The following is a 13682-nucleotide window of genomic DNA, read 5'->3' as shown; positions in this document are numbered from 1 at the left end:
CCGCCGCCCCCCGGCCGGTGTCGCCGCCGTGTCTTCTCGTCCCCGCCGGCGGCGGTGTCCGCGATACCCGGCGGGCCGAGTCGGCAAACTCCGGAAAAATTACGGAGAGTGACAAAGTCTGGGCTAAATGCCGTGTAGCAGGGATTATGTCCGTTTTCTCCGTTTGAGAAGCGCTTCTCTCGGTAGTCACTAGGTATCGGATGAGAGGTCAATCCATGAGATTTCTCGGGATCAACGCGATCTTCCACGATCCGGCCGCCGCCCTCGTCGTCGACGGCGAGGTGGTCGCCGCCGCCGAAGAGGAACGCTTCAGCCGCCGCAAGCACGGCAAGCGTCCCGTCCCCTTCTCGGCCTGGGAACTGCCGGAGCGCGCCGCGGCCTGGTGCCTGGAGGCGGCGGGCCTGCGGCCGGAGGACCTGGACGCCGTCGCCTACTCCTACGATCCCGCTCTCGTACGACCGGACGGGCCCGGCCAGGACGAGCGATGGGAGGACCTGCGCACCGCCTACGCGTGGCGCGCGCCGTCCTTCCTGGCCACCGCCCTGCCGGGCCTGGACGCCGCCCAGGTCCGCTATGTGCCGCACCACGTCGCGCACGCGGCCTCGGCTGGCCTCGCCGCGCCGTACCGGGACTCGGCGGTGCTGGTCTGCGACGGACGCGGCGAGGCGGTCTCGCACCTGGCCGGGCACTACCGCGACGGCGAGCTGACGATCCTGGCCACGCAGGAGCTGCCGCACTCACTGGGCCTGATGTACGAGGAGATCACCGAGCACCTGGGCTTCCTGCGCTCCAGCGACGAGTACAAGGTCATGGCCATGGCCTCCTACGGCCACCCCCGCCACCTGGGAGAGTTACGCGAGCTGATCCGCTCCGACGGGGAGGGCGGGTTCCGCGTCGAACCCGTCGACTGGGGCGGCTACGCCAAGGCGTTGCGCGCCGGTGAGCCCTGGACCGAGGAGCACGCCGATCTCGCGGCGAGCGTGCAGCGCCGCCTGGAGGAGGTGCTGCTCGACCTCGCGCGCTGGCTGCACGGCAGGACCGGCGACCGCCGCCTGACCATGGCCGGCGGCGTGGCGCTCAACTGCGTCGCCAACACCCGGCTGCTGGCCGAGGGCCCCTTCGAGCACCTGTGGGTGCAGCCGGCCGCCGGGGACGCCGGCACCGCGCTGGGCGGGGCACTGCACCTGGCCCGCGCCTTCGGCGAGCCCGCCGCGCCGATGCCGGGCGCCGATCTCGGCCGCGGGTGGACCGAGGAGGAGCTGGCAGCCTGGCTGCGGGTGGCGCGGGTGCCGTACGAGCGCCCCGCGGACCTGCCCGCCGCGGTCGCCGCGGAGCTCGCCGCCAACGGGATCGTCGCCTGGTTCCAGGGGCGTAGCGAGTACGGCCCACGGGCGCTGGGGAACCGCTCCCTCCTGGCCCATCCCGGATACGCCGCCAACACCGAGCGGCTGAACGACGTCAAGGGCCGCGAGCAGTTCCGCCCGGTCGCCCCGATGGTACTGGCCGATCGCGCCTGCGAGATCTTCGAGCGCGGCCCGCTGCCCAGCCCCTACATGCTCTTCGTGCACGACGTGCGTCCCGAGTGGCGCGAGCGGATCCCCGCCGTCGTGCACGTCGACGGCACCGCCAGGATCCAGACCGTGGACCGGGCCGGCGACCCGCTGCTCGCCCGGACGCTCCAGGAGTTCGAGCGTCGCACCGGTCTTCCCGTGGTGGTCAACACCAGCCTCAACACGGCGGGACGGCCCATGGTCGACGATCCCCGGGACGCGCTGGAGTGCTTCGGGTCCTCGCCGGTGGACCTGCTGGCGCTGGGGCCCTTCCTGATCCGCAGGGGGGAGCTGTTCACCTCATGATCACCGTGGTGGTTCCCACGATCGGCCGGGCCGGCCTCGCCGCGACGCTCGCGGCGCTGGATGAGGACCTCGACGTCATCGTGGTCGACGACCGGCCGGGCCGGCGAGGGGCCGACGCACCGCAGGGAGCCGGCGCGCCACGCGGGTCCGACGCGCCGTACGGGTTCGGTGCCCCGCACGGGGCCGGTGCGCCGGCGGACGACCCGGTCGCCGCCGCGGTCGCCGCCGCACCCCGGATCCGGGTGCTGCGCTCCGGAGGGAGGGGACCGGCCGCGGCGCGCAACGTCGGATGGCGGGCCGCGCGCACCCCCTGGGTCGCCTTCCTGGACGACGACGTGGTGCCCCGGCCCGGCTGGGCGGACGCACTCCGCGCCGACCTCGCCGGCCTGCCGGAGGAGGTCGCCGGCAGCCAGGGACGGATAGAGGTCCCGCTGCCGCCCGACCGGCGTCCCACCGACGCCGAACGCAACACGGCCGGTCTCGCCGCGGCTCACTGGATCACCGCGGACATGGCCTACCGCCGGTCCGCGCTGGAACGCGTCGGCGGCTTCGACGAGCGCTTCCCGCGCGCCTACCGGGAGGACGCCGACCTGGCGCTGCGGATGCTCGCCGCCGGGTACCGGCTGGTCAGGGGGGAACGGGTGACGCTGCACCCCATACCGGACGGCGGCCTGTGGCACAGCGTCCGCCTCCAGCGAGGCAACGCCGACGACGCGCTGATGCGCCGCCTGCACGGCCCGCACTGGCGGGCCGCCGTCCGCGCGCCGGGGCGGCTGCGCAGGCACGCCCTCGTCACCGGGCTCGGCGTGCTCGCGCTCGGCGCCGCCGCGCTGCGGTCACCCCGGACGGCCGCCCTGGCCGGGGCCGCCTGGGCGTTGCTCACCGCCGAGTTCGCCTGGGCCCGCATCGCCCCCGGCCCCCGGACCGGGCGGGAGATCCGGTGGATGGCGATCACCTCGGCGGTCATCCCGCCGGTCGCGTGCGCCTACCGCGTCCGCGGCGAGCTGAGGGTCAGGCGATGACCGGCCCGGCCGGGGACGGTGCCGCAGGGGACGGTACCGCCGGGGCCGGCACCGTCCTCGTCGCCCGCCCGGACAACGCGGGCGACGTCCTGCTCGCCGGGCCGGCGATCCGGGCGGTCGCCGCGGGCGCGCGCGAGGTCGTGCTGCTCGCGGGACCGCACGGCCGGGCCGCGGGTGAGCTGCTGCCCGGCGTGTCACGGGTGGTGGAGTGGCGGACCCCCTGGATCGACCCGGCCCCGCCGCCGATGACCGGGTCGCATGTTCTGCGCCTGCTGCGGATCGTCCGGGAGGCGGCCCCGGAGCAGGCGCTGATCCTCACCTCCTTCCACCAGTCGCCGCTGCCGCTGGCCCTGCTGCTGCGGCTGGCGGGGGTGCCGAGGATCGCCGCCATCTCGGCCGACTACCCCGGCTCGCTGCTGGACGTGCGGCACGTGGTCGACGAGGACGCGGACGTGCCGGAGGCCGAGCGCATGCTCGGCCTGGCCAGGGCGGCGGGATTCGACCTGCCGCCCGGCGACGCGGGCGGCCTCGCCGTGCGGCACCCGCTGCCCGAGGTCGGCCACCTGACCGGCCCGGCCGGATACGTCGTCGTACACCCCGGGGTCTCCGCCCCCGCCAGGTCGTGGCCGGCGGAGAGCTGGACCCGGGTGGTCCACGACCTCGTCCGCGCGGGCCGGCGCGTCGTGGTAACCGGCGGCCCCGGTGAGCGGGCCCTCACCGCCAGGGTCGCCGGCGGCGCCGGGCTGTACGGGCTGTCACCCGGCCCCGCCTTCCCCGGTGGCTGGCCGGCCGGCGGTCCCGCCCGCCTGCCCGGCTGGCCCGGCGTCCACCCCGGCGGGCCCGCTCCGGACGGCGGCCCGGCCGGGACCGGGACGGCCGTCGCACCCGGGCACACACCCCAGGAGGCGGGGCGGGAACTGGCCGAAGTCCTCGGGGACGCGACGGGGCCCGCCGGCAGGTCCGTCGTCGACCTGGGCGGACGGACGGACCTGGCAGAGCTGGCCGCGGTGCTCGCCGGGGCCGCCGCGGTGGTCGTCGCCAACACCGGCCCCGCCCACCTCGCTGCGGCCGTCGGCACTCCCGTGGTCAGCCTCTTCGCCCCCGTGGTGCCGGCCGGGCGCTGGGCACCGTACGGCGTGCCGGTCGCGCTGCTCGGCGACCAGCAGGCCCCCTGCCGGGGGAGCCGGGCGAGGGTGTGCCCCGTCCCGGGCCACCCGTGTCTGTCATCCGTGCCAAGCACCCAGGTCGTCGAGGCGGTGAACCGCCTGACGTGCGTGAAGGAGGCCGTCACATGAGGATCGCTCTGATATCGGAGCACGCCGATCCCCTCGCGACCATCGGCGGCGTCGACGCGGGAGGGCAGAACGTCCATGTCGCGGAGCTGGCCGCGGCACTGGCCCGGCGGGGGCACGAGGTCGTCGTCCACACCCGGCGAGCCGCCGCCGACGAGCCGGAGCGGGTGCCTCTGGGGCCGGGCGTGAGCGTGGAGCACGTGCCGGCGGGTCCCGCCACCGCCCTCCCCAAGGACGAGTTGCTGCCGTACATGCCGGAGTTCGCCGAGCACCTCACGCGCAGGTGGGCGGTGAACCCGCCCGACGTGGCCCACGCCCACTTCTGGATGAGCGGCCTGGCCGCGCTGTCCGCCGCCGAGGTCACCGGGGTGCCGGTGCTGCAGACCTTCCACGCGCTGGGCACGGTCAAGCGGCGCTGGCAGGGGGCCGCGGACACCAGCCCGGACCGGCGGATCGCCGCCGAGGCCGACATCGGGCGCCGGGTCCACGCGATCGTCGCCACCTGCACCGACGAGGTGAACGAGCTGCTGCGGATGGGCGTGCCCGGCGACCGGATCACCGTCGTGCCGTGCGGCGTCGACCTGGGGCTCTTCCGGCCGGAAGGTCCCGCCGCACCCCGCGGGGCACGGCGGCGCGTCCTCAGCCTCGGCCGGATGGTCCCCCGCAAGGGCGTGGACACCGTCGTGCGGGCCATGCGGCACCTGCCGGACGCCGAACTGGTCGTCGTGGGCGGCGAACCCGGCGACGGGGAGGTGGCGCGGCTGGCCGCCATGGCCGCCGCGTACGGGATGGCGGACCGGGTCCACCTGATCGGCAGCGTCGGCCGGGCCGAGGTGCCGGCGCTGATGCGCTCGGCCGACGTCCTGGTGACCGTGCCCTGGTACGAACCGTTCGGCATGGTCCCGCTGGAGGCGATGGCCTGCGGCGTGCCGGTGATCGCCTCCGCGGTGGGCGGTCACCTCGACACGGTCACCGGGTGCGGTGTGCTGGTGCCGCCGCGCCGCCCGAGTGCCCTGACCCGGGCCCTGCGCGACGTGCTGGACCGTCCCGGGCTGCGGGGATCGCTCGCGGCGGCCGGGCTGCGGCGTGCCCGGTCCGGATACGGCTGGCCCCTTGTGGCCGAGCGCACCGAGGCCGTCTACCTCGACGTGCTCACCGGCCGCCGGGCGGGTGTCGCCGCGGCGGGGGGGTGACCGTGCACCCGCATCTGTCCCGCCTGGCCAGCGCGCTCTCCGCCGTGGACGCCAGCACCCCGACGATCTCCGTCTGGGGACGCAAGCTCGCCGCCGTGCTGAGCGGCGGCGGCAGGCTGCTGGTCTGCGGCAACGGCGGTTCCGCTGCGGAGGCCCAGCACCTGACCGCCGAACTGGTCGGCCGCTACCGCGACGACCGGCGCCCGTACGCGGCCATACCGCTGCACGGCGACACCTCCTCCCTCACCGCGATCGCCAACGACTACGGCGCGGAGGAGGTCTACGCCCGCCAGGTGCGGGCCCACGGGCGGCCCGGCGACGTCCTGCTGTGCCTGTCGACCAGCGGTTCCAGCCCGAACGTCCTGGCCGCCGCGTTCGCCGCCCGCCAGTGCGGCGTCACTACCTGGGCACTGACCGGCCCGGCGCCCAACCCGCTCGCCGGGATCTGCGACGACGCCCTGCCGGTCCCCGCCCGGGACACCTGCACTGTGCAGGAGGTGCACCTCGCGGTGATCCACATGCTCTGCGAGTCGGTCGAGGAGGTCCTGCGATGAGGCTCTCAACCACCGGCCCGGGGACGGTGCGCCGGTGAGCGGCGCCGGCCCGATGGTCGTCATCGGGGACGCGCTGCTCGACGTCGACGTCGAGGGGGACGCCGACCGCCTGTGCCCGGACGCGCCGGTTCCCGTCGTGGCGGGCGGGCGCGAGTTCCGCCGTCCCGGCGGCGCCGGCCTCGCGGCCGTCCTGGCCGCCGGGGACGGTGCCGAGGTGGTCCTGGTCACCGCCGTGGGCGACGACCCGGCCGGGCGGAGCCTGTGCGGCATGCTCTCCGGGCGGGTGGAGGTGGTGCGGCTGCCGCTGCGCGGCAGCACGGTCACCAAGACGAGGGTGCGTGCCCGCGGTCAGACGCTGCTGCGGATCGACACCGGCGACGGGCGGCCGGGCGGCGTCCCGGACGCCGCCACGGCCCGCCGCGCCGCCCGGCTGCTGAGGAACGCGAGCGCGGTGCTCGTGTCCGACTACGGCCGCGGTGTCGCCGACGTGCTCGGGCCCTTCCTGCGGGACCTCCCGGTGCCGCTGGTCTGGGACCCGCACCCGCGCGGTCCGGCACCGGTGCCGGGGTGCGCGCTGGTCACGCCGAGCGAGTCGGAGGCGAGGCTGCTCAGCGCCCGGCCGTACGCCTCGCCGGGGCAGACCGCGCGCCACCTCGCCCGCCTGCTGCACGCGCGGGCGGTGGCCGTCACCCTGGGCGAGCGGGGAGCCGTGGTCGCCGGACCGGGCGGCCGGTTCGCCCGGATACCGGCCCCGGCGTGCCCGGCGGGGTCCGACGCCTGCGGGGCGGGCGACCGGTTCGCCGGTGCCGCGGCCCTGGCGCTGGGCTCGGGTGCGACCGCCGAGGACGCCGTCACGGCCGGGGTCCTGGAGGCCGCCCGTTTCGTGGCCGCCGGCGGGGCCGCGTCCGTGCGCGACCCCGCCCCCGCCGTCCCCGCCGTCCCCGGTGACCGCCCCCGCACCGCCCTGGAGGTCGCCGGCCTCGTCCGGGCCACCGGCGGCAGACTGATCGCCACCGGAGGCTGCTTCGACCTGCTGCACGCCGGGCACGTCAGCCTGCTGCGCCGCGCCAGGGCACTGGGCGACGCGCTGATCGTCTGCGTCAACTCCGACGCGTCGGTCCGGCGGCTGAAGGGGCCCGGCCGTCCCGTGGTCGGTGAGCAGGACCGGGTCGAGGTGCTGCGCGCGCTGGAGTGCGTGGACGCGGTGGCGGTCTTCACCGAGGACACCCCCGAGGCGCTCATCGAGCGGCTCAGGCCCGACGTCTGGGTCAAGGGCGGCGACTACGACGCCCTCGACCTGCCGGAGGCGGAGAGCGTGCGGAGGGGCGGCGGGGAGACCGTGATCCTGCCGCAGGTGTCCGGGCGCTCCACGACCAATCTGATCGCCGCCGCACGGGCGGCCAGCTGACCCGGGGAGAGACACCCATGCTCGGAAACATCCTGATCACCGGTGGCGCGTCGGGTCTCGGCCGGGCGTGCGCGCTCACGGTCGCCAAGGAGGGGGGCCGCCCGCTGGTCGTCGACGTCAACCCGCCCGACGACGGCGTCGACCACGTGATCGCCGACCTCGCCGACCGGGCGGACGCCGAGCGGGCGGTGACGGAGCTGGCGGAGCGGGCGGGCGGCCTGGACGCGGTCGTGACCGCGGCGGGCGTCGACGCCTGCGGGCGGCTCGCGGACGTCTCCGCCGACGCCTGGGAGCGGGTGATCCGGGTGAACCTGCTGGGCACCGCCTCGGTCGTCCGGGCCGCGCTGCCGTACCTGACCGCCTCCCGGGGCAGGATCGTCACCTGCGCCTCCACCCTCGGCGTGCGGGCGGTGAGCGACGCGACGGCCTACTGCGCGTCCAAGTTCGGCGTGGTCGGCTTCACCCGTGCCCTGGCCGCCGAACTCGCCGGCCGGGTCGGGGTGACGCTGCTCATCCCGGGCGGCATGCGCACCCACTTCTTCGACGACCGGGCCGAGCAGTACCGGCCGGGCCCCGACGCGCGCCTCAACCAGCCCGAGGACGTCGCCGCGGCCGTCGTCTTCGCGCTGGGCCGGCCGGAGGGGTGCGAGGTGAGGGAACTCGTGGTGTGCCCGGCCACGGAGACGTCGTGGCCGTGAGCGCACGGGGGCCGGTCCTGCTGGTGCTGCGCGGGCTCGGCCTGGGTGACCTGCTCACCGCGGTCCCCGCGCTGCGCGGGCTGCGGCGGGCCCACCCGGGGCACCGGATCGTGCTGGCCGCCCCGCGTGCCCTGACGCCCCTGCTGCCGCTGACCGGCGCCGTGGACGCGCTGCTCGACGTGGCGGGGCCGGGCCCCGTCCCGGCGGGGCCCTCCCCGGACATCGCCGTCAACCTGCACGGCGGCGGCCCGCAGAGCGTCGCGGCACTGCACGCCACCCGCCCGGGGCGGCTGCTCAGCCACGCCCACCCCGGCTTCCCCGGCGTGCGCGGCCCGTCCTGGCGGCGTGACACGCACGAGGTCCGCCGCTGGTGCGACCTGCTCGCCTGGTACGGCGTCCCCGCCGACCCCGCGGACCTGGCACTCGCGCCGCCACCCGGACCGGCCGTCCACGACCGGACCGCGGTGCCGTCCGGCGGCGCCCGTCCGGTGGTGGTCCACCCGGGAGCCGCCTTCCCCGCGCGCCGGTGGCCCGCCGACCGGTTCGCGCGGGTGGCGGCCGGACTGCGGGAGGCAGGGCACGAGGTGCTGATCACCGGGAGCGCGGCCGAGCGGCCGATCGCCGAGGAGGTGGCCGCCCGCGCCGGACTGCCGGGGGAGTGCGTGCTCGCCGGTCGCACCGGCCTGGGGGAACTGGCCGCGCTGGTGGCGGGGGCCCGGCTGGTCGTCTGCGGCGACACCGGGGTGGCCCATCTGGCGACCGCGTTCGCCACCCCCTCGGTGGTCCTGTTCGGGCCGGTGGCGCCGGCGCTGTGGGGGCCGCCGCGGCGGGGGCCGCACGTCGTGCTGTGGGCCGGGCGTTCCGGCGACCCTCACGGTGACCGCCCCGATCCGGGCCTGCTGGACATCGGCGTCCGGGACGTCCTGGACGCCGCCGCCGATCTGCTGGAGGTACTCAGATGAACGCGCAACGGGTCGTGGTCACCGGCGGAGCCGGGTTCCTCGGGTCGCACCTGTGCGAGCGGCTGGTCGGGGAGGGGGCCGAGGTCGTCTGCATGGACAACTTCCTGACCGGGTCGCCGCACAACGTGGAGCACCTCCTGGGGCGGCCGTCGTTCCGGCTCGTCGAATGCGATCTGACGGGTTTCGTCCACGTCGTGGGGGACGTGGACCTGGTGCTCCACTTCGCCTCCGCGGCCTCCCCCGTGGACTACATGCGGCTGCCGATCGAGACGCTCAAGGTGGGCAGCCTCGGCACCCTGCACGCCCTCGGGCTGGCCAGGGAGAAAGGCGCCCGCTTCCTGCTGGCGTCCACCAGCGAGGTGTACGGCGACCCGCTGGAGCACCCGCAGCGGGAGACCTACTGGGGAAACGTCAACCCCGTCGGCCCGCGGAGCGTGTACGACGAGGCCAAGCGCTTCGCCGAGTCGCTGACGACGGCCTACCGGAACTCCCGGGGGGCCGACACCGCGATCGTGCGGATCTTCAACACCTACGGGCCGAGGATGCGGCCCCACGACGGCCGGGCCATCCCCACCTTCATCCGCCAGGCCCTGGGCGGCGAGCCGATCACCGTGGCCGGCGACGGGACGCAGACCAGGTCCGTCTGCTACGTGGACGACACGGTGGAGGGGATCCTCACCCTGGCCCGCAGCGGTTTCGAGGGCCCGGTCAACATCGGCAACCCGGCGGAGATGACCGTCCTCGCTCTGGCCGAGACGATCCGGGACCTCGTCGGCTCGCGGTCGCCGATCCGGTTCGTCGAGCGGCCGGTGGACGATCCCGAGGTCCGCCGCCCCGACACCTCGCTGGCCGCCGCGCGCCTGGGGTGGCGGCCCCGGGTCGACGTCGTCGAGGGGTTGCGTCGCACCATCTCCTGGTTCGCGCGGGAACTGCGCGGGCCCGGGGAACTGGTCGACCGCTGAGGAGCCCGCCCCGGGCCCCGGGAGGGGGGTGGACCGCTGAGGAGCCCGCGCCGGGGCGGGGGCTCAGTCCCCGCCCCGGTCGTCGGCGCGGACGAGCCGCAGGAACGCCTTGAGCCCGGCGATCACCTCGTGGTTGTCGGTGAGGCCGTCCACCGTGTCCTCGAAGCGGCGGGCGAGGCCGGTGATCCGGCGCTCCAGGGCCTCGTCGCCGGTCCGCAGGTCGGCGCGGAGCACCTCGGTGTCCTGCCGGAGACGTTCGACGGCCTCGGTGAGCGCGGCCGTCTCGGTCGCCAGGCCGTCCACCTTCGCGACGAGGGAGACGACGTCCTCGCGCGGGTGACGGGCCTCGCTCATCAGGGTGGCGACCCGCTCGCGCTGGTGGGACAGATAGGCGCCGGCGGGCCGGAAGAACGTGCTGAGCAGGTAGAACCCGACGAAGTAGTAGCCCACGTCGGCGCCGGAGAAGTAGGTGATGACGGCGAGGACGGCGGCCGAGACGAGATGGCCGCCGACCGCGAACCGGCGCATGCGCCGGGCGATCTCGGACGCCTCGGCCTCGTGCCCCTCAGGCACCTCGATCCCGCGCTCGCGCGACACGTGGATCTCGTGCACGACCTGGCGCGCGCCGAAGTAGAGGTTCCACGGGACGGTGAGGAGCACGATCAGCCAGATGAGGCTGATCGCGCCGAGCGCCAGCGACAGGAGGGTGGACAGGGGGACGTCCGCGTACACGAGCAGCCACCCGGCCACCACCGTGGTGACCAGCGCGACCAGGAAGATCCACCATTTCATGACGAGAGTGTCCCGCAGGCCGGGGACCCGGGGGAGAGGACGGGAACTCAGCCCCGGCTGGGCGTTCCTACTCAGATCGCCCGTTCCCGCTGGGATCCTCCCGCCCTTGCCCGGGTCCTGTTCCTGCCCGGATCCTCCCGCCCTTGCCCGGGTCCTGTTCCTGCCCGGATCCCCTGGCCCTCGCCCGGCTCCCCCGCTGCGGGGGCGGTCAGGCGGTGGCGAAGGACTCGTCGACGGTGCCCGGGGCCAGGACGTGCTCGATCACCATGACGGCGGCGCCGACGACGCCCGCGCGGTCGCCCAGCTCGCTGGCGGCGATCGTCAGGTGCTGGGTGGCCAGGGGGAGCGAGCGGCTGTAGATGACCTCGCGCAGGCCCGCGAGGACCTGCTCGCCGGCCTCGGCGATGTCGCCGCCGACCACGATGACCGAGGGGTTGAAGAAGTTGACGATGGAGGCGAGCACGTCGCCCACCTCCCGCCCGGCCTGCCGGATGAGCTGCACGGCCCGGGTGTTGCCGCCGCGGACCAGGCGGATCACGTCGCGGCTGTCACGGGCCTCCACCCCGTCGGCGCGCAGTCTGGCGGCCAGTGCGGCGCCGCCGGCGACGGCCTCCAGGCAGCCGACGTTGCCGCAGCGGCAGACGGTGTCGAGGGCCGACGTCACACGGATGTGCCCGATGTCGCCGGCCGCACCCTGCGCTCCCCGGTGGAGCCGGCGGCCGCTGATGACCCCGCAGCCGATACCGGTGCCGATCTTGATGAAGATGAGGTGGTCCGTCGCCGGGCGGGCGGCCCAGTGCTCGCCGAGGGCCATGATGTTGACGTCGTTGTCGACGAGGACGGGGGCGTCGAACCGCGAACCCAGCCATTCGGGCACCGGGAAGCCGTCCCAGCCGGGCATTATCGGTGGGTTGACCGGTCGTCCCGAGCTGTGCTCCACCGGGCCGGGGAGCCCGACGCCGACGCCGCAGACATCCCGCCGGGTCCGGCCGGTTCCGGCGAGCATCTCCTCGAACGTGCGGTGCAGCCGGCCCAGCGTCTCCTCCGGCCCGCGGTCGACGGCGATCTCCGCACTGTGCTCGGCCAGGATCTCGCCACCGAGGTCGGTGACCGCCACCCGGGCGTGCGTGGCGCCGAGGTCGGCGGCGAGGACGACGCGGGCGCCGCGGTTGAAGGCGAAGGCCACGGCGGGGCGGCCTCCGGAGGAGACGGCCTCGCCGGCCGGGAGGATCCACTCCCGGCTGACCAGGGCGTCCAGGCGCTGCGTCAGGGTGGACCTGGCCAGCCCGGTCAGCTGGACCAGCTCGGCTCTCGTCCTGGGCCGGCCGTCACGCAGAATCCGTAGCAGCACCCCCGCGCCGGCGTTCGAGCCGTTCCCCTCGCGAACCATGTGCCCAGTCAACACCGCCTGTTTTGGCGGCGTCAAAACGACTTACGCTTACCGCCCACCCCTGTTACGCCTGGTAGTCACCCGCTTTTGGTTGATCATCGCCGTATTCAGGCCGGCGGACGCCGGAAGAAGGCGGCCACCGCGTACGGGTCGACGGGGTCGGCGAGCAGCGCCCGCATCTCCTCCGCGCGCGCCGGATCGACCTTGAACGGGTGGCCGAACACGTGCGGGCCCGATCCGTCGCCCAGCAGCCTGGTCAGCATCAGGTCGCCGGGCACGGCCTGCCGGGAGAGCAGCGGGTCGCGGAGCGTCACCCGCTCCTCACCCTCGCCCACGGTCACCTCCTCCCCGGTCACCGCCACGACCTCCCACAGGCGCAACGGTGTGCGCCGCCACGACTCCAGCAGCTCCACCTCGTCGTCGCGCAGCCACTCGGCCCGCGCGTCCAGGAACTCGCCGACCACGTCGTGCTCGAACAGCGCCAGATCCGCCAGCGCGGGCTCGGCCACCCGGACGCTCAACCCGACCAGATCCTCGATCAGGCGGCGGCGGGCCGGCCGGTAGGCGTAGACGAGCAGCTGCCGGAACAGGTGCTCGGCCCGTTCGGGCAACGGGGCGCCGGGCTCGGTGCGGCACGCGGCGTACTCGGCGGCGTCCCGCTCGGCCGGGGCGAGCTCCGGGGCGAGGGACAGCGCCTCGGAGACCAGCCCGGACGCCTCGAACGAGCGGCCCTGGCCCTCGGCCGACCTGGCGAGCAGCAGCAGCGCGGCCGGTTCGGTGCGGGGAAGCGCCTCGGCCAGCGCCGGGCCGAGCGGTTCGCGCTCCACCTCGTCGGCGATCCGCTCCAGCACGGCGTCCGACCGGGACAGGTAGGTGACCGCCTTGGACAGGTCCGCACCCTCGCCGTAGGTGCGCAGCGCGCTGCGCACCAGGGCCAGCCTGATGACGTCCAGCGGCGCCAGGCCCGCCACCGACTCCGGCTCCCACGGGGCGCCCACGATGCCCACCCGGCCGCCGCGCAACTCCAGCGAGGCGCCCGCCAGCAGCGGGGCCAGTGGCGGGAGCGGGTCGGCGAAGGTCTCCGGCGCCTTCATCAGCAGTTCCAGGACCACCACGTCGATCGGTACCCCGGGGCTGGGCTCCAGCCCTTCGGCGAAGGCGCGCAGCGTGTCGAGAGCCTGCTCGCCGAACTCCTGCACCACCCGGAGCGCCCGCTCGGCGGGGACGTCGTCCAGTGCGACGACCGACAGCTCGAAGGCGCCGCCGCGCAGCCGCAGCGCGACCGCCTGCTCCGGCTCCACTCCGGCCAGCCAGCCCTCCGGCCCGGTCAGCACCGGCTCGCCGGTCTCGACCGAGGTGCGCACCCGCCCGCCGCCGGCCAGCGGCACCCCCGCGCCGTCGGCCAGTCGCGCCCACAGCCGCAGGTCGTCGGCGGCCAGGAGGACCCCGTCCGCCAGTTCGGCCCGGGTGACGAGATGCGTCAGGACCGCACCCTCGCTCAGGGTCAGAAGCTCGTTCATCCCCCCATTCTTCTCGACCCCGGGGTGTGACGG

General features: G+C 75.5%; 12 protein-coding genes. 9 read left to right on the top strand and 3 right to left on the bottom strand.

Translation table 11 applies throughout. The features are described 5' to 3' along the window. Positions 1-215: 215 nt before the first annotated feature. From F4562_RS08150 to F4562_RS08110, 9 genes are read left to right on the top strand one after another with little or no spacing between them, the layout of a single operon-like run. Entirely contained in the window at positions 216-1856 is a 1641-nt protein-coding gene (locus tag F4562_RS08150) for a carbamoyltransferase family protein (protein WP_184542211.1), read from the top strand. Continuing rightward, a complete protein-coding gene (locus F4562_RS08145; protein WP_184542209.1) occupies positions 1853-2878 on the top strand; it encodes a glycosyltransferase family 2 protein in 1026 nt (341 codons plus the stop codon). The genes F4562_RS08150 and F4562_RS08145 overlap by 4 nt, the downstream gene beginning before the upstream one ends. Further along, the gene (locus F4562_RS08140) at positions 2875-4173 is read left to right on the top strand and encodes a glycosyltransferase family 9 protein (protein WP_184542207.1); all 1299 of its coding nucleotides are present in this window, start codon (positions 2875-2877) and stop codon (positions 4171-4173) included. Before F4562_RS08145 ends, F4562_RS08140 begins: the two co-directional genes overlap by 4 nt. Then, a complete protein-coding gene (locus F4562_RS08135) occupies positions 4170-5363 on the top strand; it encodes a glycosyltransferase (RefSeq protein ID WP_184542205.1) in 1194 nt (397 codons plus the stop codon). The genes F4562_RS08140 and F4562_RS08135 overlap by 4 nt, the downstream gene beginning before the upstream one ends. Positions 5364-5365: 2 nt before the next feature. Then, positions 5366-5917, top strand: a complete 552-nt coding sequence (locus tag F4562_RS08130) for a D-sedoheptulose-7-phosphate isomerase (protein ID WP_184542203.1) — start codon at positions 5366-5368, stop codon at positions 5915-5917. A 34-nt stretch (positions 5918-5951) separates the two neighbouring features. Then, positions 5952-7325, top strand: coding sequence for a D-glycero-beta-D-manno-heptose 1-phosphate adenylyltransferase (rfaE2, locus tag F4562_RS08125; protein WP_311734019.1), 1374 nt, complete (start codon positions 5952-5954; stop codon positions 7323-7325). Positions 7326-7342: 17 nt separating this feature from the next. Then, positions 7343-8023 (top strand): SDR family oxidoreductase, encoded by a 681-nt coding sequence (locus F4562_RS08120; protein ID WP_184542201.1) that lies wholly within the window; start codon positions 7343-7345, stop codon positions 8021-8023. Next, a complete protein-coding gene (locus F4562_RS08115) occupies positions 8014-8985 on the top strand; it encodes a glycosyltransferase family 9 protein (protein ID WP_311734018.1) in 972 nt (323 codons plus the stop codon). The genes F4562_RS08120 and F4562_RS08115 overlap by 10 nt, the downstream gene beginning before the upstream one ends. Continuing rightward, entirely contained in the window at positions 8982-9947 is a 966-nt protein-coding gene (locus F4562_RS08110; RefSeq protein ID WP_184542197.1) for a UDP-glucuronic acid decarboxylase family protein, read from the top strand. The genes F4562_RS08115 and F4562_RS08110 overlap by 4 nt, the downstream gene beginning before the upstream one ends. A 63-nt stretch (positions 9948-10010) precedes the next feature. Here F4562_RS08110 and F4562_RS08105 read toward each other — a convergent pair whose 3' ends face one another. From F4562_RS08105 to F4562_RS08095, 3 genes are all read right to left on the bottom strand, one after another. Continuing rightward, positions 10011-10739: a hypothetical protein gene (locus F4562_RS08105; RefSeq protein ID WP_184542195.1), complete on the bottom strand. Its 729-nt coding sequence runs from the start codon at positions 10737-10739 to the stop codon at positions 10011-10013. Between the two features lie 208 nt (positions 10740-10947). Beyond that, positions 10948-12129 carry an ROK family transcriptional regulator gene (locus tag F4562_RS08100; RefSeq protein WP_184542193.1) on the bottom strand — a complete coding sequence of 394 codons (1182 nt, stop codon included), beginning with the start codon at positions 12127-12129 and terminating at the stop codon, positions 10948-10950. A 107-nt stretch (positions 12130-12236) separates the two neighbouring features. Then, a complete protein-coding gene (locus F4562_RS08095) occupies positions 12237-13649 on the bottom strand; it encodes a hypothetical protein (RefSeq protein WP_184542191.1) in 1413 nt (470 codons plus the stop codon). Positions 13650-13682: the final 33 nt, after the last annotated feature.

The sequence above is a fragment of the Streptosporangium becharense genome (assembly GCF_014204985.1).
In the GTDB taxonomy this organism is placed as follows: Bacteria; Actinomycetota; Actinomycetes; order Streptosporangiales; family Streptosporangiaceae; genus Streptosporangium; species Streptosporangium becharense.
Note: the sequence above shows the minus strand (reverse complement) of the source record. Positions and strands in the feature narration are given on the sequence as shown.

What these genes read in the sequence shown, in the direction of transcription:
- F4562_RS08150 (WP_184542211.1), top strand. Translation starts at nt 216, where the DNA reads ATGAGATTTCTCGGGATCAACGCGATCTTCCACGATCCGGCCGCCGCC.
- F4562_RS08145 (WP_184542209.1), top strand. Translation starts at nt 1,853, where the DNA reads ATGATCACCGTGGTGGTTCCCACGATCGGCCGGGCCGGCCTCGCCGCG.
- F4562_RS08140 (WP_184542207.1), top strand. Translation starts at nt 2,875, where the DNA reads ATGACCGGCCCGGCCGGGGACGGTGCCGCAGGGGACGGTACCGCCGGG.
- F4562_RS08135 (WP_184542205.1), top strand. Translation starts at nt 4,170, where the DNA reads ATGAGGATCGCTCTGATATCGGAGCACGCCGATCCCCTCGCGACCATC.
- F4562_RS08120 (WP_184542201.1), top strand. Translation starts at nt 7,343, where the DNA reads ATGCTCGGAAACATCCTGATCACCGGTGGCGCGTCGGGTCTCGGCCGG.
- F4562_RS08110 (WP_184542197.1), top strand. Translation starts at nt 8,982, where the DNA reads ATGAACGCGCAACGGGTCGTGGTCACCGGCGGAGCCGGGTTCCTCGGG.
- F4562_RS08105 (WP_184542195.1), bottom strand. Translation starts at nt 10,739, where the DNA reads ATGAAATGGTGGATCTTCCTGGTCGCGCTGGTCACCACGGTGGTGGCC.
- F4562_RS08100 (WP_184542193.1), bottom strand. Translation starts at nt 12,129, where the DNA reads ATGGTTCGCGAGGGGAACGGCTCGAACGCCGGCGCGGGGGTGCTGCTA.
- F4562_RS08095 (WP_184542191.1), bottom strand. Translation starts at nt 13,649, where the DNA reads ATGAACGAGCTTCTGACCCTGAGCGAGGGTGCGGTCCTGACGCATCTC.